General features: G+C 71.2%; 16 protein-coding genes and 1 pseudogene. 2 read left to right on the top strand and 15 right to left on the bottom strand.

Features of this window, described 5'->3' with window-relative positions; genetic code table 11:
• Positions 1–8: 8 nt before the first annotated feature.
• The 9 genes and pseudogenes from ACQW02_RS26050 to ACQW02_RS26010 all read right to left on the bottom strand — a co-directional run bounded on the left by ACQW02_RS26050 (position 9) and on the right by ACQW02_RS26010 (position 7878).
• A complete protein-coding gene (locus ACQW02_RS26050) occupies positions 9–1109 on the bottom strand; it encodes an LLM class flavin-dependent oxidoreductase (protein ID WP_431282827.1) in 1101 nt (366 codons plus the stop codon).
• Between the two features lie 14 nt (positions 1110–1123).
• Entirely contained in the window at positions 1124–2077 is a 954-nt protein-coding gene (locus tag ACQW02_RS26045; protein WP_431282826.1) for a Bug family tripartite tricarboxylate transporter substrate binding protein, read from the bottom strand.
• Positions 2078–2153: 76 nt separating this feature from the next.
• Positions 2154–3308, bottom strand: a complete 1155-nt coding sequence (locus ACQW02_RS26040; RefSeq protein WP_431282825.1) for an acyl-CoA dehydrogenase family protein — start codon at positions 3306–3308, stop codon at positions 2154–2156.
• Entirely contained in the window at positions 3305–3544 is a 240-nt protein-coding gene (locus ACQW02_RS26035; protein ID WP_431282824.1) for a hypothetical protein, read from the bottom strand. Before ACQW02_RS26035 ends, ACQW02_RS26040 begins: the two co-directional genes overlap by 4 nt.
• Positions 3545–3836: 292 nt before the next feature.
• Positions 3837–5717 (bottom strand): adenylyl-sulfate kinase, encoded by a 1881-nt coding sequence (cysC, locus tag ACQW02_RS26030; RefSeq protein ID WP_431282823.1) that lies wholly within the window; start codon positions 5715–5717, stop codon positions 3837–3839.
• Complete coding sequence (gene cysD, locus ACQW02_RS26025) at positions 5714–6508, bottom strand: sulfate adenylyltransferase subunit CysD (protein ID WP_431285971.1); 795 nt, start codon at positions 6506–6508, stop codon at positions 5714–5716. The genes cysC and cysD overlap by 4 nt, the downstream gene beginning before the upstream one ends.
• A gap of 96 nt (positions 6509–6604) precedes the next feature.
• Positions 6605–7150: pseudogene (locus ACQW02_RS26020) on the bottom strand (phosphoadenylyl-sulfate reductase); the annotation flags it as partial.
• A gap of 56 nt (positions 7151–7206) precedes the next feature.
• Positions 7207–7377 (bottom strand): hypothetical protein, encoded by a 171-nt coding sequence (locus ACQW02_RS26015; RefSeq protein ID WP_431282822.1) that lies wholly within the window; start codon positions 7375–7377, stop codon positions 7207–7209.
• Between the two features lie 342 nt (positions 7378–7719).
• Entirely contained in the window at positions 7720–7878 is a 159-nt protein-coding gene (locus ACQW02_RS26010; RefSeq protein WP_431282821.1) for a hypothetical protein, read from the bottom strand.
• A gap of 397 nt (positions 7879–8275) precedes the next feature.
• Here ACQW02_RS26010 and ACQW02_RS26005 point away from each other — a divergent pair, with 397 nt between their 5' ends.
• Both ACQW02_RS26005 and ACQW02_RS26000 read left to right on the top strand, forming a co-directional pair.
• Positions 8276–8491 (top strand): hypothetical protein, encoded by a 216-nt coding sequence (locus tag ACQW02_RS26005; protein WP_431282820.1) that lies wholly within the window; start codon positions 8276–8278, stop codon positions 8489–8491.
• A complete protein-coding gene (locus ACQW02_RS26000) occupies positions 8488–9156 on the top strand; it encodes a lytic transglycosylase domain-containing protein (protein ID WP_431282819.1) in 669 nt (222 codons plus the stop codon). Before ACQW02_RS26005 ends, ACQW02_RS26000 begins: the two co-directional genes overlap by 4 nt.
• Before the next feature lie 71 nt (positions 9157–9227).
• On the opposite strand, the gene ACQW02_RS25995 is transcribed toward ACQW02_RS26000, so the two are convergent.
• The 6 genes from ACQW02_RS25995 to prsK all read right to left on the bottom strand — a co-directional run bounded on the left by ACQW02_RS25995 (position 9228) and on the right by prsK (position 19768).
• On the bottom strand, positions 9228–9947 hold the full coding sequence (locus ACQW02_RS25995) for an MlaA family lipoprotein (protein ID WP_431282818.1): 720 nt from the start codon (positions 9945–9947) through the stop codon (positions 9228–9230).
• Between the two features lie 197 nt (positions 9948–10144).
• Positions 10145–12199: a hypothetical protein gene (locus tag ACQW02_RS25990; protein ID WP_431282817.1), complete on the bottom strand. Its 2055-nt coding sequence runs from the start codon at positions 12197–12199 to the stop codon at positions 10145–10147.
• Positions 12196–13422: a glycosyltransferase family 4 protein gene (locus tag ACQW02_RS25985; RefSeq protein ID WP_431282816.1), complete on the bottom strand. Its 1227-nt coding sequence runs from the start codon at positions 13420–13422 to the stop codon at positions 12196–12198. Before ACQW02_RS25985 ends, ACQW02_RS25990 begins: the two co-directional genes overlap by 4 nt.
• Before the next feature lie 40 nt (positions 13423–13462).
• Positions 13463–16300: an XrtA/PEP-CTERM system TPR-repeat protein PrsT gene (prsT, locus tag ACQW02_RS25980; protein ID WP_431282815.1), complete on the bottom strand. Its 2838-nt coding sequence runs from the start codon at positions 16298–16300 to the stop codon at positions 13463–13465.
• A gap of 13 nt (positions 16301–16313) precedes the next feature.
• Positions 16314–17720 carry a PEP-CTERM-box response regulator transcription factor gene (gene prsR / locus ACQW02_RS25975; protein WP_431282814.1) on the bottom strand — a complete coding sequence of 469 codons (1407 nt, stop codon included), beginning with the start codon at positions 17718–17720 and terminating at the stop codon, positions 16314–16316.
• On the bottom strand, positions 17717–19768 hold the full coding sequence (gene prsK, locus ACQW02_RS25970; protein ID WP_431282813.1) for an XrtA/PEP-CTERM system histidine kinase PrsK: 2052 nt from the start codon (positions 19766–19768) through the stop codon (positions 17717–17719). The genes prsR and prsK overlap by 4 nt, the downstream gene beginning before the upstream one ends.
• Positions 19769–19772 lie beyond the last annotated feature (4 nt).

The following is a 19772-nucleotide window of genomic DNA, read 5'->3' as shown; positions in this document are numbered from 1 at the left end:
CGCCCGCCTCAGGCCGCTTCGGGCACACGCAGCCGGGCCGCGACCGCGCGCCGTGTCGCCGGCAGCAGGCTGCGGCCGAACTCCACCGCATCCTCCAGCGGGTCGAAGCCACGGATCAAGAAGGTGGTCACGCCCAACGCGGCGTAATCCGCCAGCGCATCGCCCACCTGTTCGGGCGTGCCGACCAGGGCCGTGGTATTGGCACCGGCGCCGACCGCCGCGGCGACCTCGGTCCACAGCCGCTTGTCGCGCACCGCACCACCCGCGGCCGCTTGCAGCAGGCGCTGGCTGCCAAGGCTTTCGGGCTTGGACGTGCCCTTGCCGAAGGCATCGCCACGCAGTTCACGAATGCGCTCCAGAATATCCTTTGCCCGTGCCCAGGCCGCCGTTTCCGTATCGGCCAGCACCGGCCGCACCGACAGGCTGAAGCGGATCTTTGCCGGGTCCCGCCCCGCCTTCGCCGTGGCCTCGCGCACGCGGAAGATGGTGTCGCGCGCCTGGTCCAGCGTTTCGCCCCAGAAGGCATAGGTATCCGCATGGCGCCCCGCCGCGGCGATGGCCACATCCGACGACCCGCCGAAGAAGATCGGGATATGCGGCTTTTGGACCGGCTTGATGTCGGAAAAGGTGCGCTCGACCCGGTAATGCGCGCCCGTGTGGTCGAAGGGCTTGTCCTCCGTCCAGACCCGGCGCAGCAGGCCGACATATTCATCGGATCGCGCATAACGCTGGTCGTGATCAAGGAAGTCGCCATCCTGGCGCTGTTCGGCCGGATTGCCGCCGGTGATGATGTGGATCGCGGCACGCCCACCGCTGAGGTGGTCGAAGGTGGCGAACTGCCGCGCCGCCAAGGTCGGCGCGACAAAACCCGGCCGGTGGGCCACCATGAAGCCGATGCGCTTCGTATGCGCCGCCGCATGGCTCGCGACCAGCAGCGTATCCGGATGCGTGGAATGCCAGGCCAGCAGCACGCGATCGAAGCCGCCAGCCTCATGCGCCTGGGCAAAGCGCACCAGGTAGTCGGCATCCAGCACCGGCCCGCTGGCCGGGTGGATTTCCGAACTGCGCCGGGGCGAAATCATGCCGATGAATTCGAGGGGTTGGGTCATGGTCCTGGCTTCCTTCAGGAAATGTTGAGCCGCCGCAGCGCCCGTCCGGTGGCGGCGTGGTCCTGGGCCACGCGATCGGCCAGCGCGGCCGGCGTCAGCTTTTCCGGCTTCAGCCCGAAGCGGATCAGCGCGGCCGCGACTTCCGGGTCGTCCAGGCTGGCGTTCCAATCCTGGTTCAGCCGCTCGACCACGGCGGGCGGCGTCTGCGCCGGGGCAAACAGCCCGAACCACCCGCCGGATGGCCAGTCAGCCCCGATGCCGGTCTCGACCGCATTCGGCACATCGGCAAAGGCGCCCCATCGGCCCTGGCCAAACGTCGCAAGCGCGCGGGCGCGGCCACCCGCCACATGCGGCGCCATGATCGGGTCGATCATGAAGTGCACATCGCCCGAGATCACCGCATTCGCGGCCGGCGCGCTGCCCGGAAAGGGCACGTGCACCGCCTCGAACCCACCCGCATCGGCCAGCAGCGCACCGCGCAGATGCCCGGCCGAACCGATCCCGGCCGAGCCATAGTTCAGCACGCCGGGATTGCGCCGGCCGTAGGCGATCAACTCGGCCAGGCTGTTCACCGGCAAGGCGGCATTCACCGCCAGAAGGCTATACGACTCGCCCGCCATCGCGATGGGCGCAAAGCCGCGCAGCGGATCATAGCCCACATTCCCCAGATGCGGCGCGATGGTCAGGTTGCCGGCCGAGGCATTCAGCAGCGTATGGCCATCGGGCCGGCTTTCCGCCACCAGCCGCGCCCCCACGGCACCACCCGCGCCGGCGCGATTTTCCACCACCACATTCACGCCAAGCCGCGCGGCCAGCGCGCGCGACATCACGCGCGACACATTGTCGTTCGTGGCCCCCGGCGGGAACGGGCAGATGTAGCGCAGGGTCTTGCCCGGGAAGACATCCTGCGCGCGCGCCAGCGCGGGTGCTGCCAGCAGGGCAACAAAAGTGCGGCGGCCGAGCGTCATGGGCGCACCAGCCCGGCCAGCGAGACGAGCGCCACGGCAAAGAGCAGAACCCCGAGGCTCCGCAAGGTCACGTCGATCATTCCGAATCTCCTGCAAGAAGGGCATCGCGGCCGGCTGCGCCAAAGGCCGCGTCTTCGGTCGGCACATGCACCCCGGCGCACTGCACATCGCGCCAGTGGCGTTCCAGCGGGTTCTTGCGGTCCAACCCGTGGTTGCCCGCCAGCGCGACCGCGGCCTGGACCGCGGCCAGGGCGTTGGCGGAGAGCACGGCCTTGACCGCGCCGCTTTCGGTCGCCGATGGCGGGGTTCCGGCATCGGTGTCCGCCGCCAGCGATGCGGTGATGCGCCGGTTGCCGATCAACCGCGCCTCGATGGCACCCACCGCCTGTTGCACGGTGGGCGCAGTCGCCAGGGTGGCGCCCAGGCCCGTGGGCCGCCGGGCGCGCAAAAACCCCCGCACCCAATCCCGCGCCGCCTGCGCGACGCCGGTGTAGACGGCCCCGACCAGCAGCGCGTTCCACGCGGCCTGCACCGCATCGCTGCCACGCCATGTCGCCGCCGGCGCCAGGCCGATGGCATTGGCGGCCGGGACCTCCACATCCGTCAGGACCAGGTCATGGCTGCCCGATGCGCGCAGGCCGAGGTGATCCCAGGTCTCGCGTATCTCCAGCCCCGGCGTGCCGGCTGTGACGAGAAACATGCCAAGGCGCGGCGACGCCTCGTCAGTGCGGGCCAGCACCTCGATGAAATGCAGCGCGGGCACCCCGGTGACGTAGCGCTTGTGGCCGGAGATCCGCCAACCCGTCGCGGTGCGCCGGGCGATGGTGGCCGGCAGGCCGCCACGGGTGGGCGAACCAAGCTCCGGTTCCACCCGTGCGGCGTTGATCAGCGCGCCTTCGGTCACGGCAAGCCGCCCGACCTTCTCGCGCAGCGCCGCCGGCCAGGCCTGGTTTCGCGCCAGGCCGGCCTGCTTGCCGAGCTGCATCGCCAGCACCAGCGCGGTCGCGGGGCAAGCGGCGCCGACCTCGCGCACGGCATCCGCCGCCAACCGCAGCCCCGCGCCGCCGCCACCCAGCGCCGCCGGCACCGTCAGCGCCAGCACACCGGCATCGCGCAGCAGCGCCAGGCTGTCGAAGGGGAAGCTGCCGTCGCGATCATGGCGCCCAGCGGCGGCGGCAATCGCCGCGATCAGCGGTGCCGCCGTCTCGGCTGGGCGCAGGGCAGCGCTCACGCGCCGACCCGCTCGCCCTGGCCCAGGTCGGCCGCACCCCAGCAAAAGGCGGTGATGGGATGGTTGCGGCGCAGGTAAGCCCGGGCCGCGCGTTCCACATCGGGCGCGCTGGGGAAATTGGCGCGGTCCAACTCCTCCAGCCGCGCGTCGATAGCGATCAGGAACCAGCCGGCATCGCCCTGGGCGGCAACGGCAATCAGGGCACCGCCGTCGAGGACGGGAATGGAATGACGCATATGAGTCTCCCGCGCCGCGAGCCGCGGCGTCTGAGTGGCAGTCGAAGGATCAGGAAGGGGGGAAGCGGGCGGCTTAGCCGCGGCGGGAGCCCGGACAGCCCATCCCGCACATCATCGCCGCCATCGGCCGCGACGCGGCGGGATGAGGGGACGGGCGGGAAGGGCTGTGCATGTCGGTGGTCCCCATGGAAGCGACGTCAGTGGTCGCCGGCCTGAGTGTATTTACGCGTCTTCAAAGTGATTCACAAGTTCATACGTCACGTGATGTGAAAATTTCAGCCCCGCCCCCGGTTCACGCCGCGCGATCCGCGGCGCCATCCAAGGCAAAGGCCTCCAGAGCCAGTCCGACCAGGCGTTGCGTGGATGTGCCCTCGTCCAACCGCCCCGTGTCCAGCACCAGCTCGGCGTTGCGCGGCGCCTCATAGGGCGCAGAGACGCCGGTGAAATCCGCCAGCCTGTCTTCACGCGCGCGGCGATACAGGCCTTTGGGATCCCGCGCCTCGCAGGTCGCCAAGTCGGTGGACAGATACACCTCGCGGAAGCGGTCGCCGATGATCCGCCGTGCCTCCGCGCGATAGGCCTCCATTGGCGAGATCAGCGCCACCACGGCGACCAGCCCCGCGTCGGCGATCAAGGCGGCCGCTTCCGCCGTGCGGCGCACGTTCTCCGCCCGGTCCTCCGCACGGAAACCAAGGTCGCGGTTCAGCCCGGTGCGCAGATTGTCGCCGTCCAGCAGGGTTGCCTGCACGCCGCGCGCGGCCAGTTCGCGCACCGCCCGCGTGCCCAGGGTGCTCTTGCCCGAACCGGACAGACCCGTCAGCCACAGCACCCCGCCGCGATGGCCATTGGCGCGTGCGCGTTCCTGCGCGCTCAAGGGGGCGGCGACGGCGGTCAGGTTGCTGCCCGCCTGTTCCAGCGCCTCGACCACGAAGCCGCCGACGATGCGGTGGTTGCGCACCAGCACGCCGCGCCCGGTGTTCGGGCTGCTGCCATAGGTGTCGAGCGCCAAGGGTCGCCGCGCCCGCAACCGCGCCCGCGCCACCCCGTTGCGTTCCAACTGCTTGGCCGGGGCCGAGGTCAGCGCATCGACGTCGATGACCGCCTCGATCGCCTCCACCGCCGCGCGGGTTTCCGCGGTGCCGTGGCGCAGGATCAGCCGCTCGCCTTCCAGCAGCGGCTGGGGGTCGAGCCAAAACAGGCGCACGGTCACGGCATGCGCCTCGGTGGGCGGCGTATCGGTGGCGCCCAGCACATGGCCGCGTTCGGCGAAGACATCGCGATCCAGCACCACCGCGACGCTTTCACCGGCGCTGGCGGCGATGCGTGGCGGCCCGCCCCAGCCCTCCAGGCTCAGCACTTTCGCGCGCCGCCCGCCAGGTGCCAGCAAAACCTCGTCGCCGACGGCGATGCGCCCCGTCTCCAACCGCCCGACCAGGGCGCGCTTGTCGCCGATGCGATAGATGTCCTGCACAGGCAGCCGCAGCGGCAAGGCGGTTGGCCGCACGCGCGGCGGCAGCGCGTCCAGCGCCGCGACCAGGCTCGGCCCCTCATACCAGGGGGCCGCGTCGCTGCCGGTCACGACATTGTCGCCATGGCGCGCCGACAGCGGCACATAGCGCGCCGCACGCAGCCCGAGCGCCCCGAGGTAGGTGCCGAGTTCGGCGACCAGCGCGGAAAAACGCGCCTCGCCCCAGCCGACGCGGTCCATCTTGTTCACCGCGACGACGACATTGGCGATGCCCAGGATCGACAGCAGGTACAGGTGGCGCCGCGTCTGCTCGCCAACCCCCTGTTCCGCATCCACCACCAGCACAGCGGCATCGGCCTGCGCCGCGCCGGTCACCATGTTGCGCAGGAATTCGGCGTGGCCCGGCGCATCCAGCACCGCATAGCGCCGGCGCGCGCCGCGGAACCAGACCTGCGCCGCATCCACCGTGATGCCCTGGTCGCGCTCAACCTGCAGGCTGTCGAGCAGGAAGGAGAATTCGAGGTCGAGCCCACGCTTCGCCGATTGTTCCCGCAGCGCCGCGATACGCGCGGGGGGCAGCGCGCCCGTATCGTGCAACAGGCGCCCGACCAAGGTCGATTTGCCGTGGTCCACATGGCCGACGATCACGACCGGGAAGCCGGCCTCCTCGCCTTCAGGCAGATCGCCCTCGCGCGACACGGTCACAGGTAGCCTCCCACGCGCAGGCGCTCGAACGCGTCCTCGCTCTCATGATCCATGCTGCGCCCCGCGCGTTCGGGGTCGGTGGTGGCGCGCAATTCGGCGAGGATGGCGGTGATGTCGGCAGCGTCGCTCGCGATCGGATGGGTGATGCCGACTTCGCCAAGCGATCGGTAGCGCTGCCCGCCGCGCGCAAAATACAGCTCGCAGACGGGAATCTCCTCACGCGCGATGTAGCGCCAGACGTCCAGCTCGGTCCAACGCAGCAGCGGATGGATCCGCACATGCGACCCCGGCGGGCGGTCCAGGTTATACAGGTCCCAGAATTCCGGCGGCTGGTCGCGGAAATCCCAGGCGCCGTCATCGGCGCGTGGGCTGACGATGCGTTCCTTGGCACGGGTCGCCTGTTCGTCGCGGCGAATGCCGGCGATGACCCCGTTCAGCCCGTAGCGTAGCAGGGCGGCGCGCAGCCCCTCGGTCTTGCGCGCGGCGACGCGGCTGGAGGGCATCAGCGTCGGGTCCGTCGCCTCCAACGGCGGGCAGGCATCGGCGATGAGGTCGAGGCCCCATTCCGCCGCATAGCGGTCGCGGAACGCATAGGCCTCGGGGAACTCCAGCCCGGTATCCAGGTGCATGACCGGAAACGGCACGCGGCCCAGAAAGGCCTTTCGCGCCAGCCAGATCAGCACATTGCTGTCCTTGCCGAGCGACCAGAGCAGCGCCAGGGGGCGCACGCGGCTATAGGCCTCGCGCAGGATGTACAGGCTGTCGGCTTCCAACTGGTCGAGGTCGTCCATGGTACGGGTCTTGGCTTTCGGCAGAGGCGGTGGGGGGCGGTGGATTCCGCATTCGGTCTTGTCGGCGCCGCGCCAGCGCCCGGCGCGTGGCGCCTCGCCGGCTGCGACCGGGCTGGTACAGGGTTCGCATCCGATCGAGGCATAGCCCCGCGCGGCCAGCGGATGCGCCGGAAGGGCGTGGCGGCGGCGATAGGCCGCGACTTCCACCGCATCCCAGGCCACCAGGGGCGACACCCGCAGGCGCAGCCCGTCATGCCGGACCATGGCCAAGTCGCTGCGCGCCTGGCCATGATGCCGCTTACGGCCATCGACGATGACATCGAAGCCCGCCAGGGCGTGGTCCAGCGGCCGCACCTTGCGCAGCGCGCAGCAGGCGTCGGCGCCGGCGATCCACAGCGCGCCAAAGGGATCTTCGGCGGCGACCTCGGCCCCATCGGGGCGGATGTCGCGCACGCCGGTCAGCCCCAGGCGCCGCACCAGATCGTCGCGATGGGCCAGGGTTTCAGGAAAATGGCGCTGGGTGTCGAGGAACAGGACCGGAATCGCCGGATCCACCAGGGCCGCCAGATGCAGCAGGATCGCCGCCTCCGCCCCGAAGGAGGAGAGGATGGCCACGCGCCCGGGGTGCCGCGCCGCCAGCACCGCCAGGATGGCAGGCGGCGGCAAGGCGGCGATGTCACCAGAGAGGACCTGGGCCGTCACCACACGACCGCGACGACCAGCGCCACGTCCTGCTGCGTGCACGGCGCGGCCCCTTGCGTCGCGATCGCGGTGCCATCGCCGAGGGCGGAGGGTGGGGTCCGCTGCGGCTGTGCCGTCGTCACAGGCCGCGACGCATCCGGTGTGCGGATGCCCATCAAGGCTTTCATGCGGGTCCTCCGTCCGGCGCTGCGGCTTTCCGAGCCCCGGTCTGTCAGCGCCGTCGAATGTGCCTTTCTAAACTGTGAAACGTCAATATCACATTTTTCAGAGTCATATTTTTCGCAAAGGCGAAACGTTACGTGAAACCATGGGGCGGCGCGCCCCAGGAACGGCCCAGCAGATCGGTCCCGCTTTGCTGGCAAGCCTGCTGACCGCGTCCTGGCGGCGGCGCCACGCGCAGCGCTTGATGCACAGCTTCAGCCATCGACATTGGTCCGGCGACGCAGGAACGGCTTAACGCCAACGGGCGCCTGATCGTCGACCAGCGCCCAGTTGCTTGCGCCTGGCGACTAATGTGTCGCGCTGGCCGACTGCGCGAGCACCGCCAGCAATTCGACCAACGCGTCGCTGGCAAGCGTCAACCCATTCTGATGCGCATAGGATGCAAGCTCGTGGATGATCTCCACGGCGTCATTCGATGGGTGCAGGGGTGCCAGTCTTTGAGACATCGTCGTTCTCCGCGTTGGCTTGAGGTTCCTCTGAAGCTCTTTCGCCAACATGAAGAATGTAACCGTCGAGGGTGTCATTGAAAAATCCGGTCGCCTCTTTCATGTGCATTTAGCAAACCGGGATAACACCATGTTTTAAAAGGCTCCGCAGGACTCATCGGGCACACCGCCGGCCTCCCGATAGCTGCTTTGGAGAAGCCTTTCACGCTGCGGGTGGTGTTTTTCACGATTGGCGGGGTCGTCCGCCTATTCCAATGTGAGGATCGCCAAAGACCACGCGGAATGTTCCGATTTATTCGATGCAAAGCGCTCAATCTGCCAGTTCCAGCTTCGATGGAAGACGTGCACAAGTTCGCGGGTGGACCCCCGTTCCGCCGCATCAGACAGGGCACATCAGATGACAACCCGGGGAGGGGACACCGCGGTCCAAGAGGCCGTCCGCCGGTTGCTGGACCGCGCGCCCGCGGAGGAACGCGCCGCCCTGGCAGCGGCACTTCTCGCCTCGATCAAGCTGGTGCTCGAACGCGCACCGACGGGTGACAAGGCCGTGGAGGCGGTGCGCGTGCGGGCGATGCTGGCGGCCGCTTTCGCGCAAGCCCTGCAGCCCAGGTGAACGGGTTTGATGCGCGGCAATGGGGCCGCCTGCGATGCGCGCTCATTCTCCTGCTGCCACAGCTTCCGCTGGCGCCGCCGGCCATCGCCGCCGATCCCTGGACCGCCTGCGGCCGCGCCATTGCGGTGGCGGAGCGTGGCACCGGGGTGCCGCCCGGCCTGATGCTGGCCATCGCCCGCGTCGAAAGCGGCAGGCCCGCCCCCACGGGCGGCGTGGCGCCATGGCCCTTCGCCATCAACGCCGATGGCGGCAGCCACTTCCCCAACACCGCCGAGGCCGCGATCGCGCAGGTCACGGCGCTGCGGGCGCGCGACATCCGTTCCGTGGACGTCGGCTGCATGCAGGTGAACCTGCTGCACCACCCAGGCGCCTTCCCGGACCTGGACACGGCCTTCGATCCGACCGCCAACGTCGCCTATGCCGCGCACTTCCTGGGTGAACTGCGCGCGCGCACCGGCAATTGGGCCGAAGCCGTGGCGCAATACCATTCCGCGGTCCCCGGCCGAGGCCTGGCCTATCATTCCCGGGTCACGATCTCCCGTGTCGCCGGCGGGACTGCGTTGGGCACGCCCCGCACGCTGGCGGGGCTCTGCGCGCCCGGGCGGCAGGCGCGGGTGGTGGTGGCGCCGAATGGCCGCCCTCGCCTGCTATGCCGCGGACGTTAGCGCGTGATCGCCGAAGGGCTGAATCACGCGACAGAACAACAAGCAGGAGCGCCATGCGAACGCATCGCGGTCTATCGCGTGTCGGACTCATCCTCCTCGGCGCCGGCCATCAGCACCTGTCGATCCGTCTCGCACATCGCGGCGCGCTGCTGGCGATAGGCGCTGCGATAGACCGCGTAGGGATCGAGCGAGTCCGCCTCGACGCGCCTGACCTCGTCGTGGATCTGCGCGTAGCCGACAAACGCCTCGCTCCCCGCGAAGGCGAGAACGGGCTCCGATCCCAGCACCTCGGACAATGCCAGCGCGACACCGATCCGTGCACCGGCATCCCGCAGGCTGGACGGCCCGAGCAACGGCAGCACGAGGAACGGACCACTCGGCACACCCCAACTGCACAAGGTGTCCGCCGCGGTGAAGCGCTGGCGCGGATAGCCCATCTCGCTGGCGCGGTCATGAATACCCACGATGCCGATGGTCGAGTTGATGCCAAAGCGCGTCACCGCATTCGCAGCCAATTCAAACCGCCCGGCGAAAAGCCCGGTCACGGCGGTCATCGGCTCGGCCAGGTTGGTCATCGCATTGCCGATGCCCAGGCGCAGGCGTTCGGGCGCGACGGCGTGATAGGCCTCGACCAACGGGTTCAGGACCATGGTTTGCACGGCGCGATTGAACCCGTGGATCCAGCGGTTCGTGTCCTCGAACGGATCGTCGGCCGCCCAGGCCGGGGCGGCTTGTCCCGCGAAAAGCAACATGCCGCACAGGGCAAGGCCACGAATACGGCACGTCCACATCAGAATGACCTCGATCTACGCGCCTTGGTGCATTTTGCGGCTGGGTCGTCAGCGGACTACCCCACACAAAAAGCGCTGTCGCGCGACCGCGTCAATTATTTATTAACAACTCGGCCCGCGATCCGCATCAAGCCGAGCGATCCTGGCCGTCACCGCCCGCAGCCGGAGACGGGTGGACGACCGGGGCGGCGTCACGCCTATGCCCGGCAGCGCGCCGCGGATCCTGTGCGTGGCCGCCCACGTGGCACGATGTTCAGCAGCGGATCGCGCGCAAAATCCCGCGCGCCGATGAAGGGCGCGCCGGATGCCGCCAGCCAGGCATAGGCGCTGGCCGCATCCTGCGTGTCCAGCACGTCGGACAGCGCCGCCAGGCTCTGGATCGCCAGTTGCGCAAAATTGCCTTGCGCCTTGCTCCAGCCCGTCTCGTTCGACAGCCCTCGCGCGCGCGTGGCCGCGCCGATCTCCGCCCATTGCCGCAAGACCCGCCCGCCATCGCCGATGATCGCGATCTGGTAGGCGACCCCATCGTTGGGCGAAAAGCCGCGCGGACCCGCCTTGAAGCGCCCGACCAGGAAGCCAGACATCCATTCCAGCACCGCCCGCGCATCGGCATCGCCGCGCCGCGCCGCATTGGCCGCGGTCGAGGCGAAGTAATCCTGCTGCCACGGCACCAGCACCCCGGCTGTGCCGTATTCGCCGGGGATCCAGCCCTGCGCCTCACCCTGTTGCGAAGACCAGCCGGCCAGGTTGGCGCGCAGCCAGCCCCAGTTGCCGGCCGATGCGGCGCGCAGCCAGGGCAGCGCCGGGTCGTTGTCGGGGCTGGCCCAACCGGCATTGTCCAACTGGCGCAGCGACCAGGCACTGCCGCGCACCTGGTTGCCGCGCACCACATTCACACCCTCACCCACCCCGGTCGCGCCGGCGGCGCCGCGCGCGGTCGGGGCCGGCCACTGCGACAGCACGCACCAGCTCGCCTGGGCCTGCAGATTATCCAGCAGCGCGCGCCGCCCGGTCAGCAGGAAGGGCACGAAGCACAGGTCGGGCTGATGTGCGCAATCGGGCTCCCACCCCGTGTCCCCGGCGATGGGCTGCGCCAGCCCCCCGGGCGGGCGGCCGCCGCGCCCATCGGTCCACAGGGCCCGGAAACGGGTCGGGTCCATCCAGCCACCGCGCGCCCCGTCCCAGAAATGCCAGGGGATGCTGCCGGCGGCCTCGGCCTGGCCTTCGGCATAGGCAGCCGCCCGGGCATCGCCGGTCATCAGCCAGACCGCCTGCGCCAGGGTCGCGGGGCCGATGTCGGACCGTCCGCCCGCCTGGTACATGTTCTGCGTGATGTCGCGCGGCCCCAGCGGCGTGGCCCAGCCAGGGGCCAGCACCGTATCGCCCAGGCGACGCAGGATCGCCTCATCCACCCCGGCCGACAGGTCGTAGCGCGCGACCGCGCCGGTATCGGCCAGGTAGGTCGCATCGTGCCGTATCCGGGGCGGGGCGGGCGCCGTGCCACGCAGCCGCCCCCAGGCGGTGTACTGGTGCTGGCGGCCGATCTCGGCGCGCAGCGCATCGCCGCCATCCAGCACGAGATGCAGCGGGTAGGCGGCGGCACCGCCATTCGGCTGCATGGCGACATCATTGCGCAGCCAGGCATCCACCCACAGCGAGCCATCCGCCCGCAGCGACACATCAGCCACCAGCCGCACCGAGGCGACCCCGCCCACCGCCGCCGGCGGCAGCGCCGTGGCGATCCGTGCCTGCACCGCCAGCGGGCCGCGCTGCCACGGCCGCGCCGCCAGCGCCGCCTGGAACTGCGCCAGCAGGTCCATGCGCCAATTGCCGACCTGGATCTCCGCCCGGTGCGCCGCCAGCGCCGCGGCCACGTCCAGCACCGGCGCATCGGCTTGCGCCGCCGCTGCCAGGACCACGGTGGCGGTGGCGCGCGCGGGCAGGGCCGGGCAGGACAGCGCGATGACCGCCAGCCGTGCCGAGCCATCCGGGTGCCGGCTGTTGATGTCGACCTGCACCGGCAAGGCCGCACCACCATCGATCCGGGCCGCCAGCCCACGGCCCGACGGCAGGGCGCCAGGCCGGAACGCCTGGCCAAAGACCGCGATGCGCCCGGCCGGGGTGCCAAACCCCTCCAGCATCAGCCGCACGATGTCGCCGGGCCGTTCCACGCAGGCGATGGCCGGCGGCGATTGGGCGGCAGCCAGGCGCGGCAGGGCCAGGCCCGCCGCCAGCAGGACGCGGCGCTTCATCGCGATGCCTCGTTCAGGACCTTGCGGAACACCGCCAACTGCCCCTGCGTCGTCGCCTCCCAGCCAAACCCCTCGGCATAGGCGCGGGTCGCGGCGCGGTTCGGGGGGTTGGCCAGAAGCTGGCGCACGCCGGCGGCGATGGCCTCGGGGCTGGCATCCGGCAGCACCAGCCCGGCTTCGGGCGCACGCACCGCCTCACGGCTGCCCCAGGCGGGGCTGGCGATGGCCGGGGTGCCGCAGGCCATCGCCTCCAGCAACACATTGGCCCAGCCCTCACGGCTGGACGCCAGGATCAGCGCATCCGCCGCGCCATAATAGGTGGGCAGCGCGGCATGGGGCCTGGGACCCTCGAAGCGCACCCGGTCGGCCACCCCAAGCCGTTCGGCCAGGGCGCCCAGCGCCGCCCGGTCGGGGCCGTCGCCGACGATCAGCAGGCCATGGCCCGGCAGGGACGGCAGGGCTGCGATGATGCGGTCGTGGCCCTTGCGTTCGATCAGGTGGCCGACCGACAGCAGGGCCGGACCATCCCCCAGCCCAAGCGCCGCCCGCGTCGCGGCGCGGTCCCCGGGCGGGCGGAACGCGTCCAGGTCCACGCCGTTGCGCAGCACCGTCACCCTGGCCGCCGAAGCGCCCAGCGCCACCAGCCCGTCCTTCAGCCCCTGGCTGACCGCGATCAGCGCATCCGCATCCCGGATCGCCCGCAGGATGGCACCGCGTGCCGGCCAATGATCCGGCAACTGGCTGACATCCGACCCCCGCGCCGTCAGCACCACCGGCAGCCCGAACTCCCGGCCCAGGCGCAGCGCGACCACGCCATCCGGGTAGAGGTAATGCCCGTCGATCGCATCGAAGACGCAGCCCTCGGCCAGCAGCCGCGCCAGGGCGGGCCGCGCGGCGGCATACAGGCTGGTCGGCGTGGTCAGCAGCCCCAGGCCCGGCACCGCCAGGAAGGGCGGATGCAGCACGCGCAGCCCATGCCGGATTTCCTCGGCCGGGGTGGCGTTGCGGAAGCCGCGCCAGGGCATAGGAGTCCAGGGCACGGGCGCCAGGGTGATGCTTTCCGCCTCACCCCCGGCGACCAGGTGGCGCAGGCGGTTTTCGACGAAGACGCCGTGGTTGGGCCGCGCCGCATGGGGATACAGCGTGCTGAAGGTCAGCAGCCGGATCGGCCGCCGCACGCTGTCCCACGCCGGCGCGGCGCCGCTGTCCAGCAGCGCGCTCACGGACCGGCCCAAAAGAAGGCTGCGTCGCGCATCGGCCGGTTCAGCGGCCGGCGCGCAGGTCGGCCAGCAGCCGCTCCGCCCCCGCCCGTTCGGCGAAAGGCGTCGCGGGCGCCAGGGCCGCGCTGAGCACCGCCAGGGCCTCATCCCGCGCACCGCTGGCCTTCAGTGCGAAAGCCAGGTGATAGGCGGCATTCAGGTCGGGCTGGTTCGCCGGCTGCCCCGACACCGCCTGGCGCAGCAGCGGCACGGCCTGCTGCGCTTTGCCATCGCGCGCCAGGATCCAGCCCAGCGTATCGGCGGTGTCGGCGCTGGGGGCCAGGAAGTAGGCCCGCTCAGCCAGCGCCTGCGCCCGGCCCAGGTTCGGCGCATCGGCATTCTGGCCGACCAGCCAGGCCAGGTTGTTCAACGCCACGGCATTGTCCGGCCGGCGCGCCACGACATCGTTCAGCCGGGCCTCGGCATCCCCCATCCGCCCGGCCTCGATGTCGAGCTGCGAGAGCAGCACCTGCGCCGCGTCATCCGTCGGCTCGCGCGCCACCCAGGCGCGCAGCGCGGCGGTCGCCTCGTCCCGCTTGCCGGCGGCCATCAAGGCACGCGTCAGGCGCAGCGCGAGGATGCCCGATGGCGCTTCGGCCTGGGCCGCCGCGAAGGCACGCGCCGCTTCTTCGTGCCGGTTCACCGCCACCAGCAGGTCGCCGCGCAGCACCCGTGCCGCCGGCAGCGCCGCCTGCACCGCGGCCAGGCGGTCGGCCTGTTCAAGCCCCGCGTCCACGCCGCGCTGATCCGTCGCCAGCCGCACCAGGGCCTGTTGCAGCGATGCATCACCCGGCTGGTTCCGCAGGCCCTGCAGGATCAGCGCCTGGGCGCCGGCCATGTCGCCGGCGCGGAGCATCAACCCCGCCAGTTGCCGGCGCGCCTGGGTGGAATCGGGCATCTCGGCCAGGGCCAGGCGGGCCGCCGCCTCGGCCTCGGCCCATTCGCCGGCCGCCGCATGCGCCTCGGTACGGGCCATGCGCAGCATGGGGTTGGGGTTGTCGCGCAGCGGCGCGGTCGCCAGCAGCCGTGCGGCCGCGGCGGGGTCGCCGCTGCGCAGCAGCACGCTGGCCAGGGTCATGGCGAGCCCGACCTCACCCGGCGCGGCGGCCTGGGCCGCCTGCAGCACGGCGCGCGCCTCGGCCGCGCGGGGCGCACCCGGCTGGCTGACGTTGCCAAGCTGCGACGCGGCTTCGGCATTGGCCGGGTCCAGGCGCAGCACCTCGGCCAGCAGGCGCTCCATGTCCGGCTGGTCGCCCTCGATCCAGGCCACGCGGGCCAGGCCCAGCCGGGCCACGACCGAATTGGGATGATCGCGCAGGACGGCCTGGAAGATGGTCTTCGCCGACGCCAGCTCCATCCGCATGACCCGCAGCGTGCCATCGATCACGCCAGCGGCCTCACCCCGCCGTGCCGCCGGGTCCAGCCGGTCCAGTTCGGCAGCGGCGGTCGCCTGGTCGCCGCGGGCCATCGCGGTGAAGGCCAGCATCTCACGCGCACCGGTCCGCGCCGGGTCGCGCCGCAGCGCATCCGTGGCCGCAGCCGAGGTGCCGGCGACATCCCCCGCGGCCAGCCGTGCCGCGGCCAGGCGCGCCAGGATGGCGGCATCGTCCGGCGCCAGCGCGGCCGCCTGCTGCAGGGCCGACAGCGCCTCCGCCCGTCGCCCGGCGGCGGCATGCAGCCGGCCCAGCATGTCCAGTGCCTCGGCATCCGCGCCGCCGCGTTCGTACAGGCGGGTCAGGGCGACCAGCGCGTCGCCCGGGCGGTTCGCTTCCATCGCGAAGGTGGCGAGCATCTTCGCGCCGCGCGGATCGGCGGGAAAGCGGGCGAAATGCCGTTGCGCGGCATCCTCGGCCTGCGCTGCCTGCCCAAGCGCGCGCCGCGCCGCGGCCAGCAGCAGGTAGCCGTCGTTGAAGTTGCCGACGGCCGGCCCCATGCGTTGCAGGGCGGCATCGGCGCCGGCCCAGTCATCATTCCCAGCCAGCAGCCTGGCGCGCAGGTACAGCCCCGGTGCCATGTTCGGCACCGTGGCCAGCACGGCATCGATATCCGTCTTGGCGGCGGCGGTATCGCCCAGGGCCATCAGCGCCTCCGCCCGGCGCAGCCGCGCCGCCAGATGCCCGGGCACCAGGGCGATGGCGCGGTTGAACATCGCCACCGCCGCGGGAATGTCGCGCTGTTCATACAGGACGGCGCCCTTGCGCAGGATGGCGTCGACCGTGTCCGGCGCACGCGCCAGCACCCCGTCGATCAGGGCATCCGCCGTTGCGCGATCGCGCAGGGCGACAGCCACCTGGGCCGCCGCCAGGTCGGGTTCGGTGGCGCCAGGCGCCAGGCGCTGCGCGGTCGCCGCCGCCTCCCGCGCCGGCTCGACCTGGCCCAGGGCCAGCAGCGCGACGGCGCGGCCCGCCGCGGCCTGGCCGCCGGCGGGGGTTTCCGGCACGGGGGTCGGGAAAGCCTCCAGCAGCCCGTCGAAGCGGCCCGAGACCAGGAAGGCACGCACCAGCAGCGACGTGCCGGCAGCGGCGTCGTAGCCGCGTTCCATCGCCGCGCGCGCTTCGCGCTCCGCGGTTTCCCCGTCGCCGATCTCAAGGCTGGCGGCGGCCAGCGCCGCCCGCACCTCGGCCGAGGCCGGGTCTTCCCGCACGGCGTTGCGCCATTCGATCTGCGCCGCGCGCAGGTCACCGCGCGCCAGTGCCGCCCGCGCCCGGTCGGGGGCGGCCGCATGGGCATCGGCCATGCCAAGCCCGCCGATCAACCCCGCGAGCAACAGGGTGGTTCGCGCTGCGGGCAGCAGCCCAGTCGGCAAGGAAGGCCGCACAAAGGGCCGGCGTGTGCTGGTCATCTCGGGGCTCCCATCATTCGGGCTTCGATGGTGTCTGGTTCTGCGACCCGGCATCGGAACCGATGCGGCCAGCCGCCATGCCATGGGTATGCAGCAGCGCGTAGATCGTCGGACGGCTGATGCCGAGCAAGCGGGATGCGACCGAAAGGCTGCCATTGCTGCGCGCCAGGGCACGTTCGATGGCGGCGCGTTCGGCGCGCATGCGCGCGGATCGCAGGTCCAGGTCGGTGTCCGGCGTCGGCGACGACACGGCCAGCTCAAGATCGGCCGCGGTGATCAACGGACCGTCCGCCATCAGCGCCGCGCGCTGCATGCGGTTGCCGAGTTCACGCACATTGCCGGGCCAGGGATGGTTCATGATCGCCTGCGTCGCCGAAGGATCGAACCCACGCAACCGCCGGCCCAGATCCTGCGCATAGCGCGCGAGGAACCAGCGCGACAGCAGAAGACTGTCATCGCCGCGTTCGCGCAGCGGCGGCACGCGCACGGTCAGCGAGTTCAGCCGGTACAACAGGTCGGCACGGAACCGGCCCTCCTCGGCCTGGCTTTCCAGCGGCTGGTTGGTCGCCGAGACGACCCGCACATCGACGCGGATCGGCACCCGGCCGCCCACACGCTCGATCACCTGCTCCTGCAGGAAGCGCAGCAGCTTGGCCTGGAGCGACGGCGGCAAATCGCCGACCTCGTCGAGGAACAGCGTGCCGCCGCTGGCGGATTCGATCCGCCCCGCGACCTGTCGAACAGCCCCCGTGAAGGCGCCGCGTTCATGGCCGAACAACTCGCTTTCCAGCAAGGCTTCCGGAATGGCCGCGCAATTGATCGCGACAAAGGCCCCCTGCGAACGCGGACCCAGATCGTGCAGCGCGCGTGCCAGGGCTTCCTTGCCGGTGCCGCTTTCGCCCAGCAACAGGACGGGGACGGAGACCTGCGCCAGCCGCTCCACCGTGCGGCACAGCTTCAGCATCGTCTCGTCGGCGGTGATGATGTTGCGGATCGGACTGGCGCGCGGCATCGACGCCAGGCGCTGGTTCTCTTCCTCCAACTGGCGCAAGCGCAGCGCGCGGTCGATGATGGTGCGCAGCACCGCGACATCGACCGGCTTCTCGCAGAAATCATAGGCACCGAGGCTGATCGCCCGCAGCGTATGTTCGCGTTGACCTTGCCCGCTGACCACCACGACCGGCATGCCGGGGCACAGCACGCGCAGCGCTTCCAGGGTCGCGAAGCCCTCGCTCACGCCTTCTTCATCCGGTGGCAGGCCGAGGTCCAGCAACGTCGCCGCCGGTCGCTCCTTGGCCGCCAACAGGCGCGCCTGGGCGCTGTCGTTGGCGATCAGCACGCGGCATTCGGGAAAGGCCCAACGATACTGGGCGCAGAGCCCGGGATCGTCTTCCACGATCAACAGTTTTGGCTTGCTCATGGCTCCGCCCCCACGGCTCGGCGGCCCACGTCGTCCCGCGGGCGGATGGCCGGAAGTGTCAGTCGCATCGTCGTGCCGCGGCCTGGTGCACTGACCGCCGTCACCTCACCGCCCGCCGCGCGCAACAAGGCGCGCGCCTGCCAGGCGCCGATGCCATTGCCGTCCGGTCGCGTGGTGGCAAGCGGGCGGAACAAGGCATCGCGAATGAAATCGGCGGTCATGCCTTTGCCGCCGTCGCGTATGTCCACCACGACCTTCGGTCCATCATGGCGCAAGCAGACGTTGACCTGCTCTCCGGGGGCGGAGGCTTCCATGGCATTGTCCAGCAGATGCGTGACCGCGGCGTCAAAAGCGTCCGGCGCCATCGGGATCAGGCAGGGGGGCTGGCCGTCATCCTCGACCGCCACGGCCGGGTGGCGGCCGGCGGCCAGGCTGCGCAAGCGGGCCAGGGGTTCGATCGTGGGGGCATCGGCCGCACGATCCTCCGGGCCACGCAGGCGGGAGATCAGCGTGTCGATGCGTTCGCTGGCGGCGCCCAGCGTGATCAACATGTCGCGCTGGAAGTCGGGATCCGCGATATGCGCCGCGGCATTCGCGGAGAGCATCCGCAACTGGGCGGCCAAGGTCTTCACGTCATGCGCGACGAAGGCGAAGCGGCGGGCATAGGCTGCCAGCCGTTCCTGGTCGGTCAGCCGTTCGGCGTTACGCCGTTCGGCCAGGAACATGGCGACTTCGCGCCCCAGCGTCCGCAGCAGCGCGAAGACTTCGCCGTCCAGCACGAAGGGGGCGCGCGGGCGGGCCAGCAGCACCGCGCCCAAAAGCCCGTCCCGGTGATGCGTCAGCGGCACGATGATCCATAGTTCAGGGAAGGAGGCACGCAGATCCGCCAGCTCCCCCGGGCCAGGCTGGGCCACCCATTCGCCGGCGTGCAAGGCCGCGACCATCGCATGGTCCTCGGCCAGTTCCATCATGTCGGTCGGCCCGTTCCAGGCGCCGGCCCAGCGCAGCGCCGTGCCATCGGGGTCACGCATCAGCAGCAGCCCGGCCGGGCTGTCCGCCGCATCGGCGATGGCGCGGATGGCGCGGACATCGGCCGGCGTGTCGCTGCCATGGTCCGAAAGCGTGGCGACGCAGCGCAGCCATTCGCGGCGGTAGTCGTAGCGCGCGATGAAGAAGTGATCGACCAGCAGGCGCCGCAGCCACGACCGCGCCGAACGCGCCGTGCCGGCAACCGCGAGCGCCATGACGGCCCCCGCCGCCAGCCCGATCTGCAGCGCCTGCGCCCAGGGATCGTCGAGATGGCGCAACGCCTCGCCGACCGCCCCGACGCCGAGCAGGAAGGTCCCCGCCACCATCAAGGTGGTGCCGTGGAACACCAATTGCCGCGACACCGGCGGATCGCGCCGCGACCGCCGGTCGCGCACCGCGGCGATCGCCAGCAAGGGCGCGGCCACCGCCGTCACGATGGCGCGCGCATCGATCATCCCTGGCGAGAAGGCGCCCGACAGCGCGGCATCGGCGTAAAGCAGCAGGTCGAAGGCCGCGAGCCCGCCGAGCGCGATACAGGGCAGGATGATGTGCCAGCGCGCCGCCTCGGGCGCCACGCGGTACAGGTTCTCGGCCAGCAGCACGACCAGCAGCCCGATGCCGAGCCTGGCAAGCACGACCGGCGAACCCAGCGTCGGCAGCGTCAGCGCCGCCTCCATGCCCGGCTGGATGTTGGCCAGCGCAAGCGCGGTCACGGCGATCCCGGCCCAAGCGAAACGCCGCACCAATGGCGCGTTCGCCGCGCCCGCCACGCGCCGGTAGAGCACCAGCAGGGCCGCGAACCAGGCGGCGCTGCGCGTCACCTCCAACAGCCCCGCGACGCCATCCAGCGGCGCATCCGGCGCGAAGGCGACCGCCCCGGCCCAGACCGCCGTGATCGCCAGGGTGGCGGCCAGTAGCAGTGCCGTCCGGCTACGCCCGGCGCAGAGCACCAGCACCGCCCAGGTCGCGCAGATGGCGGCGCAGCCCGCGTGCAGGAAGGTGGAGGTGACGAAGGTCACGCGC

Origin of the sequence: Humitalea sp. 24SJ18S-53 (assembly GCF_050632385.1) — a bacterium.
Taxonomy (GTDB): domain Bacteria; phylum Pseudomonadota; class Alphaproteobacteria; order Acetobacterales; family Acetobacteraceae; genus Humitalea.
This window is presented reverse-complemented; position numbering and strand designations above follow the sequence as displayed.

What these genes read in the sequence shown, in the direction of transcription:
- ACQW02_RS26045 (WP_431282826.1), bottom strand. Translation starts at nt 2,077, where the DNA reads ATGACGCTCGGCCGCCGCACTTTTGTTGCCCTGCTGGCAGCACCCGCG.
- prsR (WP_431282814.1), bottom strand. Translation starts at nt 17,720, where the DNA reads ATGAGCAAGCCAAAACTGTTGATCGTGGAAGACGATCCCGGGCTCTGC.
- ACQW02_RS26015 (WP_431282822.1), bottom strand. Translation starts at nt 7,377, where the DNA reads ATGAAAGCCTTGATGGGCATCCGCACACCGGATGCGTCGCGGCCTGTG.
- prsT (WP_431282815.1), bottom strand. Translation starts at nt 16,300, where the DNA reads ATGACCAGCACACGCCGGCCCTTTGTGCGGCCTTCCTTGCCGACTGGG.
- ACQW02_RS26005 (WP_431282820.1), top strand. Translation starts at nt 8,276, where the DNA reads ATGACAACCCGGGGAGGGGACACCGCGGTCCAAGAGGCCGTCCGCCGG.
- cysD (WP_431285971.1), bottom strand. Translation starts at nt 6,508, where the DNA reads ATGGACGACCTCGACCAGTTGGAAGCCGACAGCCTGTACATCCTGCGC.
- ACQW02_RS25990 (WP_431282817.1), bottom strand. Translation starts at nt 12,199, where the DNA reads ATGAAGCGCCGCGTCCTGCTGGCGGCGGGCCTGGCCCTGCCGCGCCTG.
- ACQW02_RS26010 (WP_431282821.1), bottom strand. Translation starts at nt 7,878, where the DNA reads ATGTCTCAAAGACTGGCACCCCTGCACCCATCGAATGACGCCGTGGAG.
- ACQW02_RS26035 (WP_431282824.1), bottom strand. Translation starts at nt 3,544, where the DNA reads ATGCGTCATTCCATTCCCGTCCTCGACGGCGGTGCCCTGATTGCCGTT.
- ACQW02_RS25995 (WP_431282818.1), bottom strand. Translation starts at nt 9,947, where the DNA reads ATGTGGACGTGCCGTATTCGTGGCCTTGCCCTGTGCGGCATGTTGCTT.
- ACQW02_RS26050 (WP_431282827.1), bottom strand. Translation starts at nt 1,109, where the DNA reads ATGACCCAACCCCTCGAATTCATCGGCATGATTTCGCCCCGGCGCAGT.